Source organism: Silvimonas soli (genome assembly GCF_030035605.1).
GTDB classification, from domain to species: Bacteria; Pseudomonadota; Gammaproteobacteria; order Burkholderiales; family Chitinibacteraceae; genus Silvimonas; species Silvimonas soli.
In genome coordinates this window covers 3,603,211-3,622,726 of the sequence record NZ_CP106736.1, presented here as the reverse complement: position 1 = coordinate 3,622,726, position 19,516 = coordinate 3,603,211, and the positions used below count along the sequence as shown (strand labels likewise).

Sequence of the window (19,516 nt, the reverse complement as noted above, 5' to 3'; positions counted from 1 at the left end):
TTACGCCTTAACGCCGACGGGTATCTGACAAACAATTTCTGTAGCCCGAATGAAGCGCAGCGAGAATCCGGGGCAACACTGCATCCACAAGCGGTCAACATTTGCCGTACCAAATACCTCTCCCCGGATTCTCGCTATGCTCCATCCGGGCTACACGGTTAGCGGCTGACCGAGGCTCAAGCCGCTTGCCGCTGTAATCCCATCGGCTCCAGCGATTGGCGCAAATCGCACACCGAACGGCGGCAGGCCACGAAGCGGATATTGTTCTGGGTGGCCAATTGCCGATAGTTGCGCATCACATTGTGGCCCATGAAATCGGTAAACAGAATGATCAGATCGGCGCCACGCGTGCTGGTGGGCTTGCGCTGATGCGAAGCGTCGCGTCCGGTGAGATGACCGGAAATCTGGATGCCGTAGCTTTCCAGTAACTGCGGAATATTGCCGAGCCGGTCGGCGCCGATCAGATAAGCATTCATGCAGCCATCCCCTGTTTTTCTGCATGCTCCCACCGGAGCATTTGCAGGCTGTAGAGGCAGACTAGCACTGGTCACAAACAAACAATAAAGAATATTAAACTACAATTTTATAACAAATAAGAATAAAAAAAGGGGCAAGCCACGCTTGCCCTGTGTTTACTCTCGCCGTTGATTTCACATCACAGCGGCTTGATATCCAGCTTCTCAAACAACTGGCGATCGCGGGTAACGTCTGGATTACCAGTGGTCAGCAGCTTGTCGCCGTAGAAAATCGAATTGGCACCCGCCATGAAACACAGCGCCTGCATGGCTTCGGGCATGGCCTGACGGCCTGCGGACAACCGCACGTAGCTCTTTGGGAGCGTGATACGGGCCACGGCAATGGTACGGACAAACTCGGTCCAGTCGATCGGGTCTGTGCCGTGCAGCGGAGTGCCTTCAACTTGCACCAGATTGTTGATCGGTACCGACTCTGGCTGCGGGTCCAGATTGGCCAGTTGCGCCACCAACCCGGCGCGATCTTCGCGGGTTTCGCCCATGCCGACAATGCCGCCCGTACATACATGAATACCGGCTTTACGCACTTTGCCCAGCGTGTCCAGACGGTCGTCATACTGGCGGGTGCTTACGATATCGCCGTATTTCTCCGGCGCGGTATCCAGATTGTGGTTGTAGTAATCCAGACCGCTATCACGCAGTTGTTCGGCCTGCCCTTCCTTGAGCATGCCCAGCGTGGCACAGGTTTCAAGCCCCAGTGCTTTCACACCCGCGATCATCTTCTTCACTTCATCCAGATCACGCTGTTTGGGACCGCGCCATGCTGCGCCCATACAGAAGCGGCTGGCGCCGTTTTCACGCGCAACGCGGGCGACGTCGATGACTTCATCGGCGCTCATCAACGCTTCGTTATCCACACCCGTGTGATAGCGCGCGGCTTGCGGACAGTAACCACAGTCCTCGCTACAGCCGCCGGTCTTTACCGATAGCAGCGTGGAGAGTTGCACGCGGTTCGCATCAAAGTGCTCGCGATGCACTTGCTGCGCGCGGAACAAGAGGTCGTTAAAAGGCAAATCGAACAGTGCTTGTACCGCCGCTACATCCCAGGTGTTGCTTGCTGGATGTGGATCAAGCCGTTTGAAGGTGACCGGTTGTGCCAGCGCAGAAGGGTTATTCATGGCTTTACCTAGCATGGAGAAAATGTCGATGAGGCATTTTCAGCGGAGGCATCCTTAATTGTCAATTTATAAGAATAATTTTCTGAACAAACTACACAACCAATGGTTAAGCCTTTTCAGGCACGGTTTATTGCCACCTGCCCAATGCGTTTTGTGCGGGGGCGATGGGAGGCAGGGTATTTGCGATGCGTGCCAACTGGCGCTGCCATGGCTGGATATCGCCTTGTGCCCGCGCTGCGCCATGCCTTCAAATAACGCGCAGATTTGCGCAGAATGTCATCATAACCCTCCCGCATTTACCCACACGCTGGCTGCATTCGCGTACCAAACACATGTGGCGCAACTGGTGCCTGCAGGCAAATTTGGTGAGCGCTGGTCGTTGTTCGCGCTACTTGCGCAGATCAGCGCATCGCACTACCGGATCGGCTCGCGACCCGATTGCCTGGTGCCGATGCCTTTACATGCCAGCCGCTTGCGTGAACGGGGCTTCAACCAAAGTATGGAGATAGCTCAAGTCTGGCAGCGCGAGCTGGGTGTCCCGGTGCAGCCCGATCTACTCCAGCGTATTCGCGACACCAGCCACCAGACGCAACTGGACGTTGCCGCTCGCGCCCGCAATATGCGCCGCGCGTTTCAGGCTTCACCCAATGCGCGTGGCTTGCATATCGTGCTGGTCGACGACGTAATGACCAGTGGCGCGACTTTGCATGTGGCCGCGCGTACCTTGCTGCGGGCGGGCGCTCGCCAGGTGGATGCCTGGGTACTGGCACGAACCCTCTGAACAGCGGCAAATGACGGGAAAAAAAAGCGCAGCTTGTGGCTGCGCTTCTCAGACGTCGACAGGTCGCCGACGCCTTCTTCTTGTGTTCTCAAATATTTATTTCGGGATGCTTGGCAAAATCTGTTGCACAACCAGACCCGCCCAGATTTTGTGCGCGCCATTGGTTGGGTGCACGTAGTCCGCGAACAGGTAGTTGCTGTCTGCACCCGGTGCTACCAGGGTGGCGGTCGAGCAGATCAGGGAGGTCAGCGTGGCTGGATTGCCCGGCGTGGTTTCAGCATTGGCATTACAAGCTGGCGAAGTCACATTCACCATGCCGTATTGCGCTGGCGCTGCCTGTACAGTCTTGAGCATCGATGCGGTATCGAAGGTGATGATCTTGGTATTGGCAATACCAGCCGCCACCTCAGCATTGTATGCGGCAACCATCGTGCTCATCAGCGTGGGCAGATAACCCGTCACAGCGACCAACCCTGCTGCTTGACCACCCATTGCGGTAAGTGTCTGGTTAAATCCCGCCACAGTCGCGCCAGCAAATGGCGTTGTGCCTATATCCGGCACATTGACATATACGACATTGGTCGCACCTGCGGTTGGCAAGCGTTGCAACTGGGCAACCATATTATCAGCGGTCGTCTTGGCAAAAGCGGTGACAGCAGCATTGGCTGCATCCAGTGTGCCTGTAGTCGCCACCGACGAGAGCAGACCCACAACCGTGGTGCCGTTCTGAGCCGAGAAGTAATTCAGGAGATCGTTAGCACCGCCATCAGCCAGAATCAGTTGATGTGTATTGAAGCTGCTGCGGGCACCCAGGTACAAATCAATCTGTGACTTGACCGACAACGCAGTAGCTTGTTGTACCTGGAAGGTCTGACCACCCGACGTCACGTTAACCACGCCACCATTTGGAGCGTCGGTTTGCACCGTTGCGCCGCCCTGGGCGTAGCTGGTACCACCCGTCAGTACGACCTGACCCGTACCGGTTGGGACCACCGACTTGGGAATACCAAAGTCGACACGCTCATACGGCAGCAGCAAGAAGTTGTATTGCAGCGCCACGTACGAAGCCCAGGTATTGCCCGGCTTGGTTGTGAACGGCAGACCGGCGTAGTTGTAGCCTGAAGCTGGCAGGCCCGGAGAAGTTGTCGGATTGTACGTACCGACATCATTCAAGCTGTCGCCAAACGAAACCACCTCTTTGATGTTCGCTTGAGTCGTATTGCCAGCATTGTCATTGAAGTCATTACCACCATCACTACCGCCGCCACAACCGGCCAGAAACAGTGCTGCAACCAGCGCCGATAGCGCTCCGATTCCGTTTGTGCGCATGCGCATCTCCTTACCTTTTGATGATTAAATCATTCGTTTGTTTAACTTGCAGGCCAGAACGAATTCCGGCGCCCTGCGTGGAACAGGGCACAGAGTGTACCGGTTTTGTAGTGTTTTTTGTCCGACTACAAGGTGCAGCGTAATAAGCGTGCAACACACCCAACAATAAGCAGTTTCAGCAAGCGTCGCGTTTGAGTCCGCGCAATATGCAAACGCCATGACGGACCCAATGAAAAAGGACAGCGCAAGCTGTCCTTTTCTGGCGTAGAGCCCAATAAAACCGCGCTACCAGGGCCATTTATCAAAGCTGATGTTATAGGTGGCGTCCAGGGTACTTTCGTAGGCACCAAAACGGGTAACGATCGACCAGTTGCGTGAAAGCCGCAATGTGAGCTTGATGGCGTCCTCCAGCCCATCCAGACTCTTCTCAAAGGCAATGGACACTTTGTCGGTCAGACGCTTGCCGATCGACACCACTTGGGTGGTCGTGCCATCGGCGTGTTTGTCGGAACTCATGCCAACCTCGTCAATCCCGATGGTGCCCAAGAGTTCTTGCGACAGTCCCTGACCGGAAGAGTCACCGGACAACAAGGTATTGAGCGCCTGCACCATAACCGCTGCATCGCCCTTGTCCATGCCATCGGTGCCGTGCCCAAACAATAGCCAGGACAACTTTTCATTATCCGGCACCGAAGGCTCGGAATACAGCGTGACACGCGGAGAATTGGCGGTGCCCTTGACCGCTACCCCGGCTTCGACCGACAGCCCGCGCCGCATAGCCAGGATATCCAGTGCCGGGTTATCCAGTGGACCGGAGAAAGACAAAACCCCGCGTTCAATGCTCAAGTTCTGTCCATAGGCGGCGTACTTGCCATCTTCCACACTCACTGTGCCCAGTGCCGAGAGCGACTGGTTCGGGCTGGCGCGCAGGCGGAGCGCCCCAGCCAGGCGGGCATCCAGACCGTAACCCTTGAAGGTGAAGTCATCGCCCAGATCCACCTCAAACTGCAATGCGGCCAGCGGCACATTGGCTTTTTGCTGGCGTTTGGCACCGGCAATCACCACGTCGTCGGACAAATGTGGCTCACCCGAGGCTTGATACCGCACCAACCCATGGTCAGCGCGCATATTGCCCTTCACCGAGATACCGTCCTTGTCGTACCCGACCAGGCCTTTACCCGACACGATCAATTGCATGTCTGGTTTGTTGATCAAAGTGAGCCGCTCGGCCGTGATATTGGCCTGGGCGTGCGGGCCTTCCTTGCCGATATCCATGGTGCCATCGGCGCGTAATACGCCCTGCCCGCCATGGAACTCGAACTGCTTGAGCGTAAGCCGGTTATCCAGCATGCTCAAATGCACCGTACCGTCCTTGAGCGCGATACCGGTAGCGGAATCACGGATATCCAGCTGCTGGCCATCCACATTGCCGGATACCTTGGGCTCATCCAGCGTACCGGCGCGGTGGATATCAAACTTGATGCTGCCAGCCAACGCGATATTGCTACTGATCAACGGGGCGATCTTGTCCAGCTTCTCGATATTACCGACCACGTTCAATGTCAGCGGTGCGCCCGGCGCGATACGTTTGTCATGCCAATCCAGCAGCGTGCCGCCGTCCAGATTCACAGTCCCGAATCGCTCGCTCGAGACCAGCCCGCTCAGCGCCACTCGCGATTGGCTGGCCTGGACTTTGACGTGAGCATCAGTCAGCGTAAATGGTTGCGGCGGGCCATCACCGATCAGACGGATATCGCCCGAGTCACGCTGGACGTCCAGACTGCCATCAAGCACGTCTGTTCCGCTGAAGTTCCAATGACCCGACAACACCATGTCGGACGCGAGGTTTTTCACCCCGGCCACAGTGAGGTAATCCGCCAGCGGCACTTTCTGCAATTCGCCAGCGGTAGCAATGCGCCCGTCTTTTAAATTAAAGCGGGCAATATGTATCTGGCCATTGCCCAGCTGGATGCGTGTATCGGCCAGCGCCACCTCACCCGCACCTGCGGTTAGCGTGGTCGGGGCCAGCAAATCCAGTTTGAGCGGGCCTTGAGCCAGCAGTTTCTCGATACGGCCTTGCCAGCGCCATTGCGCGTCCAGCCCGCCGGCAGCAGCAAAACTGGCGGAAATTGGCTGGTTTTGATATTTGCCCTGCATGTCCAGCGCCGCATGATGCTGCCCACGCGTGCCTTCCAGATTGAATTTGAGCGACTGCACCGTGGCGTCAAAACCCGTGGCATCGGTCAATTCGATATTGGCGTGAATCGGGCTATTCAAATCAGGGAACAGGCGCGCATCGACTTTGGCTTCGGCCACCTGCACGCCAAATGGTGTCTTCAGTGCATGCGCGGCCAGCTTGCCCTGGATTTCCGGACGCTTGAAACCGCCGAGTAGCGTTACATCGCCGTTGAGTTCACCGCCAAAACCCTGGCCAAAATCGGCAATATGCGGCGCGGCAATGTGCAGACTGAGTTGATCCTTGGCCGCGCCCAAAGCGCCTTTGGCATCAACCCGATTGGCACCCAGTTGCAACCACATACCTGGCGTTACCATCCGCGTGGCATCGACTTTGGCCTGCCCTTGCCCCGCCAGCGCCTGGCCGTTGAATGTGCTGTTGGCCAGTTTGTATTGCAATTGCCCCTGCCACGTTGGCTGCAGCTGCCCGGCAGCGGTGAAATCGCCACTAATGCTGCCAACCGGTGCCGCCACGTATTCGGCCGGATTCACCTTGGCAAACTTGCCGCTGGCTTTGAAATCCTGCTTGCCATCCAGCGCAAACTCGCCGGACAACGCCACACTGGCCAGGCCGCGCGCCAGATTAAGTTTACGAATCGCCAGTCGACGTTCTTTTTCCGGATTGATCCAGCCCAGATCAACATCCGCTGACGCTTTGTAACGCGCGTCGTTCAGCTTGGCCAATACATCCGGCGCTTTATACGGGCCACGCAACTGGATGTCGCCCGACAAACGCGTTGGCGGCTGGCGCTTGAGCAGTTGCGAGATATCCAGCGCGTCCAGCTTGAACGAAGCGGCGAGTTTGTCCTGGCGGAACTCGCCCTGACCGGTGATTCTGGCACCGCCTAACAGCTTGGCCTGGAAGTTTTCCAGATCAAGCCGATCCATAAACACGGTAAAGCTGGAGGCCACCTCGGTCACCGGTATCGCGTCGTCGTCCAGCGTGGCGGCAGCCGGATTGCTGATAATGATGGTGCCATCGGCGCGGTCTTTGGCGCGTGGCGTCAGCGTCATCTGGGCCGAGAGCGAAGCCTGCGGCAGATTGGGCATCAGTTGCTGCGGATTGACCCGTTCGGCGGTCAGCTTTAGTTCATGCAGCATGGTATAGCTGTATTCGGCAAACACGTCGGCGCGTAGCGACACGCTGGCTTGCGCAACCTCACCTTGCAAACGCCCTTGCACTTCCAGGTCGCGTAGCGTGTTGTTCAGCTGCAGGCCAGCCTGGATGTTCTTGCCATCCAGATGCCCGTGAAACTGCACCTGCCCCACCGTTTTGAACGGTGCTTGCCCGTTCAGCTGCAGATCGGCCTGCACGCTACCGCGCGGGGTCAGCAGTTGCGCCAATCGCAATTGATGTTGCTCGCCATCACTCTTAAGCGAGGCCTTCAGTCCGGTAAACACCAGCGGCGTATTGACGATTTCCAGTCGCGCCACCTGAAAGTCGTCCACGCGCAGCGCAATCGGCAAATCCAGACTGGTCGGCGGCGGCGATGCTGGTTTGTTGGGCGGTTGCGGTTTGGTTGTGATGCGCACCGATCCCGCATCCAGCGCATCAATCCCGAGGCGTGAGGAAAACAACTCCAGCGGATGCCAGCGCAGCTGAGCGCGATCAATCGCCACATGTACTTCCGGCGTATCCACAACCAGGTTCGACACGGTGAGATTGCTATACAGCGAACCCTCAACGGCACCAATCTGCACCATGCCGGTGGCAGCTGCTTTTTGTTGCAACCAGCGATGCCCGCTGGCCGTATCCACCCACCAGGCGGCACCGGCCACAACCAGCGCAATAAACAACACCAGGCACAGCGGCGTGAGCACAACCCAGCGCAGCCATTTACGGCGCGGCTTTTTGGGTTGATCGGCAGGATGAGGCGATTGATCGAGCATGTCATCCATGATCAGAACGCCAACCCCATGGCAAAGTGAAAGCGCCACCGGGCATCGGTTACACCATAAGCGACATCGGCCCCGATCGAACCCACCGGGCTGATCCAGCGCGCGCCCACGCCCACGCCGGTATGGCCCTGCCAGGTTTGCCAGGTATCAGCGGCGTCGCCGTAATCGGCAAAAACGGCGCCACGCCAGGCTTTATAAACCGGGTGCTGGTACTCGATACTGGACGTCGCCAGTACGCGGCCCGGATTGATGGTGCCATCGTCGGCTTTCACGCCCAGGCTTTGATAATCGTAGCCGCGCACGCTGCCCGAGCCACCGGCCCGGAACAGCCAGTCGGTCGGGACTTCAGCCGGATTGCGCGAGAAGTTCTCCCCGCCTTCCAGACGCCCGATGAAGATTCCTTCTTCGCCCACCGGCCAGTACAAAGCGCCCTTGCTGTACAGCCGGATAAACGTTTGGGTCGACAGCAACGCACCCGACGCGCCGCCGCCTTCGACCTGCCAGATCGTGCCTTTGTGCGGGTCACGCTGGTTATCCAGATCGCGACGGATCCACTGGTAATTGAGCGAGAGCGAATGCGGTCGATCAATATTACCGTCGCCCGCATCACGACGTTCGGAGAGGTATTCAAGGGTCAAGGTGCGATCGATATTGCGATCATTCACCGTGCGGGAAACGCCACCTTTATAGGTCGTCGTATCCAGGTTTTGCACAATGCTGTGTTCACCGGTGAAATAAATCTTGTGATAGTAACCATCAGGCTGTTTGGGGAAAGCCAGCTCGGTATTGAACGATTGCTCCAGCCCTTCATACACGGCTTTGGTCGTCGATACCCACCCCATATCAGCGACGTTGTTATAGCGATAATCCAGCTGCCCGCGATAGCGCGTATTGGTGCTGTAACCGGCAGATAGCCCCAGCTTTTGCAATGGCGCCTCCTGCACCGCAATCTCGATGGGCGCGTTGTATGGCGGCTGGTTGTCGAGCTGGGCGTCAACCACGGCAGTGCCGATTTGTGGCATCTCTTGCAGATTGGTTTGCAGGTTCAACAATTCAAAGCGGCGATATTCCGCACCGGGCGCCAGATGTACCTGGTCGCGCACGATTTTTTCCGGATAACGCTGCATGCCTTTGATATTCACGTCGCCATAGTGGTAATACGGACCGCTATCGAGCACCAGTGTCAGATCGACCACGGCATCATCTGGCGACACCAGCGCTTCGCTTTCGGTAATGCGTGCGCCCGCATAACGGCGGCTCAGCAAGACATTCAACGTCGCGCGTTTATAAAGATCCCAGCTACTTTGGGTAAAGACTGTGCCCTCGGCCAGCGGCGGTTTGCGTTTGAGTCGAGCCAGCAAGGCGTCGCGATAGACCGGGTCTTCATTCACCGCCCCGGTCAAACGCAGGTCCACCTTGCGCACGTGCACTTGCGGGCCCGGATTCACCGTCACGAATACGTGGTAGCTGTCGCCTTCCTGGGCGATACGCGCATTGACCTCGGGCTTGAAATAACCCTCGGTACTGAGCAAAGACGTGACATCTTGCGGCGTGCGCTCCACCGCAGCCTGCAGCTCATCGACAGCCAGGTTTTTCTGGCTACGCCACTTGTAGATATCCAGATAGGACTTGAGCAGATCGCTGACGTCGCCAGGCGCGGTGATATCAATCTTGTAGCTATTGATCTTCGGGGATTCAGAATCCGATGCGAACGCGGGCCGGAGCAACATCCCCGACAGGCACAAACACAAGATTCGCAACAGCAATGGCATGAAATTTCGAAGACTTGAAAACAAGCCGCTACTTTACCGAACTGCCGGGCTGCGGTGAACCGAAACCCGTACGAAATATCCGGAAAAGAAACGAAGTGGCGCGAATTCAGAAAGGTCGGGCCAGAAATGCGCCGTTGCGGGAGCTACAGGCAAAAAAACAGCCCGGGACATAAACCGCTTGGGGCGGATATGTTCCACGGGCATCAGAGGATGGAGGAGTCGATAAAGCTAACGGCTTGCGCCGTGTTTTTAAGCCTAGGAGAGCTTAAAACCGATGTTGTGCCGAAGCACAGGGTTGTCAAATCAACGCGGGCACAGCGTCAATTGCCAACCGTAAGACTTGACCAGCAGACGTTGAACCCGTTCGGCGTTCTTTATAATTCGAATAAAGGTACGCATTTCCATCTCCTTGATGATCTGAAACTTCAGGTGTCAAGCGCGCTGCTTGGAATGACTGAATACTACATCCACTACAAAACTGGTGCAAGCATTTTCGTAGAATTACTACGTAATAACTTCGTAACAATATGAAGCATTGTTACATAAATAGAATAAAATACATTTATAAATCAATATTATATTGCGTTGCAAAATGTAAAAAACCCAACAAACTGAGACGTAGGAATACTACGCAAATAAGTGAAACACCTCACTACGCACAAGTTTGAACAATGTCCGGCACCAATGCCGTGCATCAAGAAAAGCATAAAAAAAGGAGGCTCCAGGCCTCCTTTTTTAGCGAGTGACGATCGCCCGTTTTCAGTCTGGCTTACCCAGCAGGGCTGCCTTCAAATTGTCTTGTACTGGCTTGGGGCCAAGCCAGATCGACAACATGGCTGCAGAAAAGTCATCACCGGCAATAAGCGGATACACTTTGCCGCGCACGCTAACCTTGGTGCCCTGACCTGGAATGAAGTCCATGGTGATCAAATCACCCTTCTCTACCGCTTTGACTTCATTGAAGATCTTTTCCAGCGCGCCAATTTTTGGCTTGAGTGCGGCCAGTTGGGCTTCACTCACGTTGGCTTTGAGGCCTTCCACAAATGATTCATGCATGGTCGATGCAGAAACGCCGCGCATCATGCGCAGTTCCATCCGGCGCGGTGCCGTACCGTTGATCACGGCATTGGCGTCAGTGGTTTTGTTCACGCTATATAGCGCAGCCACGTACACATCAAAAATGATCTTCTTGCGCATCCCCGCGCCGTCCAGTTGCAGATTCTGCCCGGCCACCTCGGCGTGGTCGGTCACTGGCTGACCGCCAATTTCCAGCGCCAGTGCATCAGCTGCCGACAAGGCCAGCGCGGCCGCCAGCGTCAAACCCAATATGCAGGATTGTTTAAGCTTCATGGTGCATCTCTCCATTAATTGGAGTCAGACCAAGCTGTGAGTGCAATTGAGCATCCGTGTGGACCTGTATATGCATCGCGGCTTTGGTGCTGCCCCTGTTCTGATGTACTGCGTGAAAACCCGGAAATTCTGGATAAATTCTGGATAAAAAAAGCCCGCAGTGGATAGCCGCGGGCAAAAAAGGCAGAGCGTGAAGAAAACAATGCACACGAGGTGCGACGAAAACCGGTGGCTGACTCCAGCGACGTTGTATCAAACCAGATTGCGGCGTGCAGAGCCTCACGCGGGCATAGACCAGCGAGGGGAAACTGCATGGCGCGAACAACGCTCAAGTCCGGCGCACCCGTTTTCGTATTTGGCTTAAAGCGACTGGATGATGCCGGCGGCGCCCATCCCGGTACCGATACACATGGTGACCATGCCGTATTTCCCGGCCATGCCTTCACGGCGCATGCCGTGAACGATGGTAGCTGCACGGATGGCACCGGTTGCGCCCAGCGGGTGACCCAAGGCAATCGCGCCACCTTGCGGGTTCACTTTGGATGGGTCCAGACCCAGATCACGCATCACTGCCAGCGCTTGCGCAGCAAAGGCTTCGTTCAGCTCGATCCAGGCCAGATCATCTTTGGACAACCCAGCGGCGCGCAATGCGGCCGGGATGGCTTCTTTCGGGCCAATCCCCATGATTTCTGGCGGAACGCCTTTCACCGCAAAGCTCACATAACGCGCCAGCGGGGTCAGGTTGTATTCCTTGAGGATGCGCTCGGACACCAGAATCACCGCACCCGCGCCGTCTGACATCTGCGAGCTGTTACCCGCAGTGACCGAGCCCTTGGCAGCGAACACGGTCTTCAGTTTGGCCAGCCCTTCCAGACTGGTATCACGGCGCGGGCCTTCGTCGGTGGTCAGGGTCTTGCTGATCAGCTCGACTTCACCGGTAGCCAGATTCGGCACGCGGTAGGTCACATCCAGCGGGGAGATTTCATCACGGAACTTGCCGCCTTCAATGGCAGCCAGCGCGCGGCGATGTGATTCAACGGCAAAGGCATCCTGGTCTTCGCGGCTGACTTGCCATTGCTGCGCTACTTTTTCTGCGGTCAGACCCATGCCGAAAGCGATGCCCAGGTTTTCATCCTTGGCAAAAATTTCCGGGTTCAGCGCGACCTTGTTGCCCATCATCGGCACCATGGACATGCTTTCAGTCCCGGCAGCGATCATGATGTCGGCCTCGCCAGTGCGAATGCGGTCAGCCGCCATTTGCACAGCGTTGATACCCGACGAGCAGAAACGGTTGATGGTGACGCCGCCAACGGTGTTGGGCAGGCCAGCCAGCAGCACGCCAATCCGTGCCACGTTCATGCCTTGCTCGGCTTCGGGCATGGCGCAACCAACAATGGCGTCTTCGATACGCGATGGGTCCAGCCCCGGCACTTGTGCCAGCGCGCCACGAATGACGTGAGCCAGCATGTCGTCCGGACGGACATTCTTCATCATCCCGCGCGGGGCTTTGCCCACTGGTGTACGCGTGGCGGCGACGATGTAGGCTTCTTGAATCTGTTTGCTCATGGTGAGCTCCTGAGTATTCGAACGGTTTAGGCCGTTACAGTCAGCGTTTTCAATTTCGTGAATCAGTACCACTCGTAGCCCGGACGGAGCCGAAGGCGGACTCCGGGATTGCCATGCAAACAAGTCAGCCAGAATTTAGCCCGTGGCAAAACTTCTCAAGGCAAGACAGTGGCAACGTGAACCTGAGCCACCCCGGATTCCCGCTGGAGTTTATGCCGAGAATCGGCCTTCATCCGGGCTACAAGTGGTGCTTGTTCAATGCGTCACCGAATCAGTTACGCAATGGCTTGTTGTTTTCCAGCATGTACATGATCCGCTCCTGGGTCTTGCCCTTCTTCAGCAAGGCCATGAAGCGTTCGCGTTCCAGCTTGAGAATCCACTCTTCATCCACCAGTGCGCCCGCATCGACGTCACCCCCAGTTACGACATCAGCAATCTGGCAGCCGATGAAGTAGTCGTATTTGGAGATGAAACCGCCTTCCAGCATGTTCACCAGTTGGCCACGAATCGTTGCCGCACCGGTACGGCCAGCCACGGCAAACGCTTTGGGTTTGACCGGCGCTTTGTAGTTGCTGTCCGCCAGGGCGCGCACTTGCGATTGCGCCACGTGCAGGATTTCGTTCGCATTGAAGACGATGATGTCCGACTCACGCAGGTAGCCGATTTCCTTGGCTTCTTCTGCTGAAGTACCGACTTTGGCCATCGCCATCGCCATGTAGTAATCCTTGAGCACGGCCAGGATGTCGCCGCCCTTGGCTTCACGCGAGGCACGCAGCGCAAACTCTTTGCAACCGCCGCCCGCTGGCAGCAGGCCAACACCCACTTCCACCAGACCCACGTAGGTTTCGAGCGCAGCAACTACGCGCGCCGAGTGCATCAGGAACTCGCAACCGCCACCAAACGCATAACCTTGTGCGGCAGCAACCACCGGCACCTGGCTGTATTTAATGGTCATCGAGGTCTTCTGGAACTCGTGCACCATGTTTTCAATCGCGCCAAAGTCGCCGGTCATGAAGGCCGGACCCATACTGGCCAGATCGGCGCCAACGGAGAACGGTGCTTCCGGATGCCAGATCACCAGACCGGGGAAGCGGTCTTCGGCAATCTTGACGGCCTTTTGCACGCCTTCCAGCACCGCGGCGCCCACACAATGCGCTTTGGTCTTGAAGGTGAGCACCGGCACGTCGTCGCCGGCGCGCAACCACATACGCACACCGTCGTTCTCGAATACGGTTTCGCCATAAACAGGCTCGGCGGCACCGAAGACAGTGGGCGGATAAATCTGGCGTTGATACACCGGCAGGTTCGACGCTGGCTTCAGGCTGTTATCAGCGGCGCTGTAGCTGCCTTCAGGTGCATGCACACCATCACGTTGCGCCACCCAAGCCGGCAATGCGGCCGAACTCATGGTTTTGCCAGCGGCGATATCTTCGTTGATGGCGGCGGCGATGGCTTTCCAGCCGGCGGCTTGCCACATTTCAAACGGACCTTGCTTCCAGCCGAAACCCCAGCGAATGGCGAAGTCCACATCGCGGGCGTTGCCGGCAATGTCGCCCAGCCAGTAGGCAATGTATTGCCACACGTCGCGCATGCAGGCCCACAGGAATTGCGCTTCCGGGTTGGCCGAGGCGCGCAATGCCGCTACGCGTTCTGCCGGGTTTTCAATTTTCAAGATCGCTTTGACTTCATCGCTACCCTTCTGGCCCGACGGTACATACTCACCGGCCTTTGGGTCCAGCACGAAAATATCACGGCCTTCTTTCTTGTAGATACCGGCGCGGGTTTTCTGGCCCAGCGCGCCCTTTTCGATCAGTGCCTGCATCCAGGCCGGTGCCTGGTAATGGGCATGCCACGGATCGTTCGGCAGGTTGTCAGTCATGGTCTTCACGACATGCGCGAAGGTATCCAGGCCCACCACATCAGCGGTGCGGAACGTAGCGGACTTGGGCCGACCCAGACGCGGGCCAGTCAGGTCATCGACCACATCAAAGCGGATGCCGAAGCGTTCGGCGTGATGAATCGTTGCCAGCATGGAGAACACACCGATGCGGTTGGCAATGAAGTTAGGCGTATCTTTGGCGCGAACCACGCCTTTGCCCAGACGTGTCACCAGGAAGGATTCGAGTGCGTCCAGTTGGGCGGCAGCGGTATGTGCAGTCGGGATCAGCTCGACCAGGTACATGTAGCGCGGCGGGTTAAAGAAGTGAATACCGCAGAAGCGATCACGCAGTTCTGCCGGTACGCCTTCAGCCAGCTTGCCAATCGACAAGCCGGAAGTATTGGTTGCCAGAATGGCGTGTGGTGCCAGATGCGGGGCAATTTTGGCGTAAAGGTCGAGCTTCCAGTCCAGGCGTTCGGCGATCGCTTCGATGATCAGATCGCAGTCTGCCAGCCGTTCCAGATCGGAACCATAATTGGCCATGGCGACATGTTCGGCACGAGCTGCGCTGGAAAACGGCGCTGGCTTGAGCTTTTTCAGGTTGTCGATCGCCTTTTTGACGATGCCGTTGGCATCACCCTCTTTGGCCGGCAAATCAAAAAGCACGGTGTCGATACCGGCGTTCACCAGGTGAGCGGCAATCTGCGCGCCCATCACCCCGGCGCCCAAAACGGCGACGCGGCGGATGTTGGCTGTCTGGACCATTTGCAATATATCCCATGTAGAACCAGCTCCCTTGCGGGAGCCGAACAGGCCAGCCCAGCCAACAACGCCGGGCCGGCCCACCTCGTTTAGAAGTGGTAGTTCAACTGCGCGCCAAGAATATTGGCATTGCTGCTGAAGTCAGCCACAGTGGTGGTGCCACTGCCGGTACACGTTGGCAGTACGCAACCTTCGTTGTTATTCATATGCGAACCCTGGATATTCACGTAGGTATAAGCCACGTCGACCGACATATCCTTGTTGACCGCATAGTTAAAGCCCAGCGAATACCAGATCCGGTTGCTGTCTGGCAGTGCTGCAATCCGGTAAGTCGAACTTGGTACTGGCGACTGGTCGTACGCCATACCGAAACGCAGCTGGAACGGCGTGCTGTACTGATAAGTTGCACCCAGCGAATAACGGTTGGTGTTCTTCCAGTTTTGCTCGATCACCGCATCTGGCAAGCCGTTGTCGAACTGCAAACGCAGTTCGTCAAACTTGGAGTGCCAGGTGTGGGTCCAGTCGCCCATCACTGCCCATTTGTCGTTGATTTGCTTGAAGAAGTTCAGCGACACGGTATCAGGCGTATTGACGGAAACCTTGCCATTGCCATCTTCAAAGGCCGAGAAAGCGCCTTGCAGTGTCTTGTTAAGTGCAGCGTTCAGCACTGAACCGGCGGCCCCGAAGTTGGACAAGCCATCCAGGTTGAAATTCTGCGGATCGTTCCAGTCGGCATCACCCGACAGGTTTTGCTTGATGCTGCTGCGATAAGCGGCACCGAAACGCAAGGTTGGATCGACCTCATACAACGCGCCGATGTTCCAGCCAAAGCCCCAGTCAGTGCCTTCATAGCTCAGCTCGCCGTCATACTTGGCGTTGCCTTGCATGGCAGCAATAGCGGTAGGCAGCGAAGCCTGAATTTGCTGGGCCTGTGCCTGGGTCAGCATGCCGTTCACTACCATCTGGGTAACGAGGGTGGTGAGTTGCTGCTGGCCTTCCGGGGTGCTCAGCGTTGCTTTCAGGTCTTGTGCGGCCAGTGAACCGAAGTCCGCCTTCTTCTTGAAAGACGCGTCCATGTATTGCGCAGTGAAACCCACACCCAGCGACAGGTGATCGTTCACTTTGTAGGCAAACGACGGGTTAAATGCGTAAGTGCGCATATCGAGGCGAGTGGAGTTGTAACGACCAACCCAACCGCTGTCGTACTTGACAGAGTCACCAAACGGCACAAAGAAACCGATACCGGCGAACATCTGGTCATTGACCTGGTGGGTGTAATACAACTGCGGCACCGCAACCAGTTCGGTTGGATCGCCACCGTTATTGCCCTGAACCGGCACACCACCTACCGTGGTGGAACTGGCATTGGAAACCTTGATCGACGGATCAAGCAACACCACACCGCCGGAGATATTGTCACCTTGCAAGCGGGTCATACCAGCCGGGTTATAAAACAGCACCGAAGCGTCTTTGGCTTCTGCACCATTTGAATTCGCCACGCTTTGCGCACTGATACTTTGCACGCCGAAGGTATATCCCGAAGCCAGAGCATGACTGGAGATAACCACCAGACTCCCGGCTCCAATCATGCGTAACGCGCAGACCATCTTCTTCATCGTACTCTCCTTCAAACGCAGCTTCTGACTGCGATTTTTTTGGGACCCGCCGCTCCTGGCGGGTTTTCATCGGAGGCCTTGTTCCGGCCTTCAGTAGATTCCAGTCAAGTGTTTTGCCCTGCTTTGGTGCGCAACAAAAACGACCTGCTGAATTTTTTATTCCGATTGGTCCGGCGGCAAGCCACCGGACGCAAATACAACGGAGCCTTGACGCGCTTAGAAAACGCTGCGGGTCGTTACTTCCGGATCCGGGTTACGCAACTGGCTGTCAAAATCGTCCACCATGATCACGGCACGCTTGAGCTGCCGAGCACGGGTAATGGCAGAGAATTCTTCTTGTGTAATCAAACCCTTGGTCTGGGCATCGGCCAGCTGGGCGTGCGAGGTCAAGCCGGTCAGTTGGCCACCGCGACTCGCCTTGCGCAGCTTGCCTTCCACTGCTTCAGTGGCGATCACGGCCTTGAGGGCGTGATCCAAGACACCGACCGGATCAGTCTCGGCGGTCGGCTTGTACATGAACTCAGTCAGGCGATCGCGGCTGGCAGAAGGCTCCATCAGCAGACGAGCGATGCGGGTACCGACTTCATCCGGCGCTGTGCGCAGGGTCAGACCCAGCGGGAACACAATGCGGCGCATCAGCCATGCCAGGGCGCGGTTCGGGTGGTTATTGAGGAAACCATCCAGCGCGGTCTGGCAGTCATACAGCGCGGTTTGGGCAGCCCATTGCATCAGCGGCAAGTCTTCAGCCGTTGCACCTTCGTCCTGATATTTTTTCAGTACGGCGGTGGCGATATACAGATTGGACAGCGCATCACCCAGGCGGGCGGAGAGCTTTTCCTTGAACTTGAGGCTACCGCCCAGCGAAGCCATACCCATGTCTGCGGCGAAGGCAAACGCTGAGGACATCCGTGTGGTGTTGCGATAGAACACAGCGGTTGCGCCGGATTTCGGGCTGCCGATAAAGCGACCGCAAGTCAGCCCCATTAACAGCGAACGCACCGCGTTGGAAATCGTGAAGCCGATGTGGCCAATTACTGCGCCATCGAATGCCGCGCCGTCGTTGCCCATCGCCGCACGCAATTCGGTCAGCACATACGGATGGCAACGGATCGCGCCCTGACCAAAGATGATCATCGAACGGGTCAGGATGTTGGCGCCTTCCACGGTGATCGCCACCGGGATCGCCTGATAACCGTGTGCCAGGTAGTTGTTCGGGCCGATACACACAGCCTTGCCGGCGTGCACGTCCATGGCATCGTTGATGCACTTACGCATGCGTTCGGTGTTGTGGTACTTCAAGATGCCGGACAGCACGGATGGCTTTTCGCCCAGATCCAGGCCAGTCAGCGCCAGGCTTTGCGCGGCGTCCATCTGGTAGGTAAAGCCACCGATACGGCCCAGTGCTTCATCCACACCTTCAAACTTGCCAATCGCCAGACCAAACTGGTTACGGATGCGGGCATAAGCACCGGTAGTCCACGACGACAACTTGCCGGACGCCACAGACATGGCTGGCAGCGAGATACAACGGCCCACCGACAGACATTCCACCAGCATGCGCCAGCCCTGGCCGACGTAATCCTTGCCACCAATAACCCAATCCATCGGGATAAACACGTCCTTACCCCAGTTCGGACCGTTCTGGAACACCGAAGTACCAGGATAGTGGCGACGGCCGATCTGCACGCCTTCGTGCTCGGTCGGGATCAACGCGCAGGTAATACCAATGTCTTTCTTGTCGCCCAGCAGACCATCCGGGTCATACAGCTTGAAAGCCATACCCAGGATCGTGGCGATCGGGCCCAGCGTGATGTAACGCTTTTCCCAAGACACGCGAATACCCAGCACGTCTTCATGACGCTCGCCAGTGCGCGGATCGGTATAGCTGCCACGCGTGACTACGCCGTAATCCGGGATACCACCGGCATCAGAACCGGCTTCCGGGCTGGTCAGCGCGAAACACGGAATCTCGATACCTTTGGCCAGACGCGGCAGGTAGTAGTTCTTTTGTGCTTCAGTACCGTAGTGCTGCAGCAATTCGCCCGGTCCGAGCGAGTTCGGCACCATCACCGTTACTGCAGCAGAACCACTGCGCGTAGCAATCTTGGTCACCACGCGAGCGTGCGCCAGATTGGAGAATTCTTTACCGCCATATTCTTTCTTGATGATCATGCCCAGGAAGCCGTTGTCCTTGATGAACTGCCAGGCTTCAGGCGACAAATCTTTGGTGTCGTGGGTGATCTTCCAGTCGTCGAGCATGGCGCACAGCTGCTCGGTCGGGCCATCAATAAACGCTTGTTCTTCGGCAGTCAGCTTGGGCGCCGGAAAACTGTGCAGGCGGCTGTAATCCGGCTTGCCCGAGAACAAATCACGATCCCACCACACGGTGCCGGCATCAACCGCTTCTTGCTCGGTCTGCGACATTGGCGGGGTGATTTTTTTGAAGACGGAAAACAACGGGCCAGTGATGATGGCGCGGCGCAATGGTTTGAGGTTCAGAACAGCCAATACCACCACAACGACCACAGCAAAGATCACAGAAGCGCCGTGCGCCGCCACGGAATAAACAGTACCCAGCAAAACCAGCAGCGAACTAAACCACAACGGGGCGCGCAGATACGCCACCAGCAGGAACGCGACCAGTACAACAGCCACACAGATGAGCGCGGTCATGTC

General features: G+C 56.9%; 11 protein-coding genes. 1 reads left to right on the top strand and 10 read right to left on the bottom strand.

Annotation, left to right across the window (positions count from 1 at the left end):
- Positions 1-176: 176 nt before the first annotated feature.
- Complete coding sequence (locus N7220_RS16655; protein WP_283148643.1) at positions 177-476, bottom strand: DUF2325 domain-containing protein; 300 nt, start codon at positions 474-476, stop codon at positions 177-179.
- 179 nt (positions 477-655) lie between these two features.
- A complete protein-coding gene (gene bioB / locus N7220_RS16650; RefSeq protein ID WP_283148642.1) occupies positions 656-1,651 on the bottom strand; it encodes a biotin synthase BioB in 996 nt (331 codons plus the stop codon).
- A gap of 58 nt (positions 1,652-1,709) precedes the next feature.
- Here bioB and N7220_RS16645 point away from each other — a divergent pair, with 58 nt between their 5' ends.
- Positions 1,710-2,432: a phosphoribosyltransferase family protein gene (locus N7220_RS16645; protein WP_308446559.1), complete on the top strand. Its 723-nt coding sequence runs from the start codon at positions 1,710-1,712 to the stop codon at positions 2,430-2,432.
- 96 nt (positions 2,433-2,528) lie between these two features.
- Here N7220_RS16645 and N7220_RS16640 read toward each other — a convergent pair whose 3' ends face one another.
- The 8 genes from N7220_RS16640 to N7220_RS16605 all read right to left on the bottom strand — a co-directional run bounded on the left by N7220_RS16640 (position 2,529) and on the right by N7220_RS16605 (position 19,513).
- Positions 2,529-3,761 carry an SGNH/GDSL hydrolase family protein gene (locus tag N7220_RS16640; RefSeq protein WP_283148640.1) on the bottom strand — a complete coding sequence of 411 codons (1,233 nt, stop codon included), beginning with the start codon at positions 3,759-3,761 and terminating at the stop codon, positions 2,529-2,531.
- Between the two features lie 285 nt (positions 3,762-4,046).
- On the bottom strand, positions 4,047-7,895 hold the full coding sequence (locus N7220_RS16635; RefSeq protein WP_283148639.1) for a translocation/assembly module TamB domain-containing protein: 3,849 nt from the start codon (positions 7,893-7,895) through the stop codon (positions 4,047-4,049).
- Between the two features lie 2 nt (positions 7,896-7,897).
- Positions 7,898-9,667: an autotransporter assembly complex protein TamA gene (locus N7220_RS16630; protein ID WP_283148638.1), complete on the bottom strand. Its 1,770-nt coding sequence runs from the start codon at positions 9,665-9,667 to the stop codon at positions 7,898-7,900.
- Between the two features lie 759 nt (positions 9,668-10,426).
- Entirely contained in the window at positions 10,427-11,017 is a 591-nt protein-coding gene (locus N7220_RS16625) for a chalcone isomerase family protein (protein ID WP_283148637.1), read from the bottom strand.
- Between the two features lie 360 nt (positions 11,018-11,377).
- Positions 11,378-12,583 carry an acetyl-CoA C-acyltransferase gene (locus N7220_RS16620; protein ID WP_283148636.1) on the bottom strand — a complete coding sequence of 402 codons (1,206 nt, stop codon included), beginning with the start codon at positions 12,581-12,583 and terminating at the stop codon, positions 11,378-11,380.
- A gap of 271 nt (positions 12,584-12,854) precedes the next feature.
- Complete coding sequence (locus tag N7220_RS16615; RefSeq protein WP_283148635.1) at positions 12,855-15,227, bottom strand: 3-hydroxyacyl-CoA dehydrogenase/enoyl-CoA hydratase family protein; 2,373 nt, start codon at positions 15,225-15,227, stop codon at positions 12,855-12,857.
- A gap of 86 nt (positions 15,228-15,313) precedes the next feature.
- The gene (locus N7220_RS16610; protein WP_283148634.1) at positions 15,314-16,840 is read right to left on the bottom strand and encodes an OmpP1/FadL family transporter; all 1,527 of its coding nucleotides are present in this window, start codon (positions 16,838-16,840) and stop codon (positions 15,314-15,316) included.
- Between the two features lie 216 nt (positions 16,841-17,056).
- Positions 17,057-19,513 (bottom strand): acyl-CoA dehydrogenase, encoded by a 2,457-nt coding sequence (locus N7220_RS16605; protein ID WP_283148633.1) that lies wholly within the window; start codon positions 19,511-19,513, stop codon positions 17,057-17,059.
- Between the last annotated feature and the right edge of the window lie 3 nt (positions 19,514-19,516).

Bases quoted from the DNA above. Each gene is read 5' to 3' on its own strand.
- N7220_RS16605 (WP_283148633.1), bottom strand. From the start codon at position 19,513: ATGACCGCGCTCATCTGTGTGGCTGTTGTACTGGTCGCGTTCCTGCTG.
- N7220_RS16630 (WP_283148638.1), bottom strand. From the start codon at position 9,667: ATGCCATTGCTGTTGCGAATCTTGTGTTTGTGCCTGTCGGGGATGTTG.
- N7220_RS16640 (WP_283148640.1), bottom strand. From the start codon at position 3,761: ATGCGCACAAACGGAATCGGAGCGCTATCGGCGCTGGTTGCAGCACTG.
- N7220_RS16620 (WP_283148636.1), bottom strand. From the start codon at position 12,583: ATGAGCAAACAGATTCAAGAAGCCTACATCGTCGCCGCCACGCGTACA.
- bioB (WP_283148642.1), bottom strand. From the start codon at position 1,651: ATGAATAACCCTTCTGCGCTGGCACAACCGGTCACCTTCAAACGGCTT.
- N7220_RS16625 (WP_283148637.1), bottom strand. From the start codon at position 11,017: ATGAAGCTTAAACAATCCTGCATATTGGGTTTGACGCTGGCGGCCGCG.
- N7220_RS16655 (WP_283148643.1), bottom strand. From the start codon at position 476: ATGAATGCTTATCTGATCGGCGCCGACCGGCTCGGCAATATTCCGCAG.
- N7220_RS16615 (WP_283148635.1), bottom strand. From the start codon at position 15,227: ATGGTCCAGACAGCCAACATCCGCCGCGTCGCCGTTTTGGGCGCCGGG.
- N7220_RS16610 (WP_283148634.1), bottom strand. From the start codon at position 16,840: ATGAAGAAGATGGTCTGCGCGTTACGCATGATTGGAGCCGGGAGTCTG.
- N7220_RS16635 (WP_283148639.1), bottom strand. From the start codon at position 7,895: ATGGATGACATGCTCGATCAATCGCCTCATCCTGCCGATCAACCCAAA.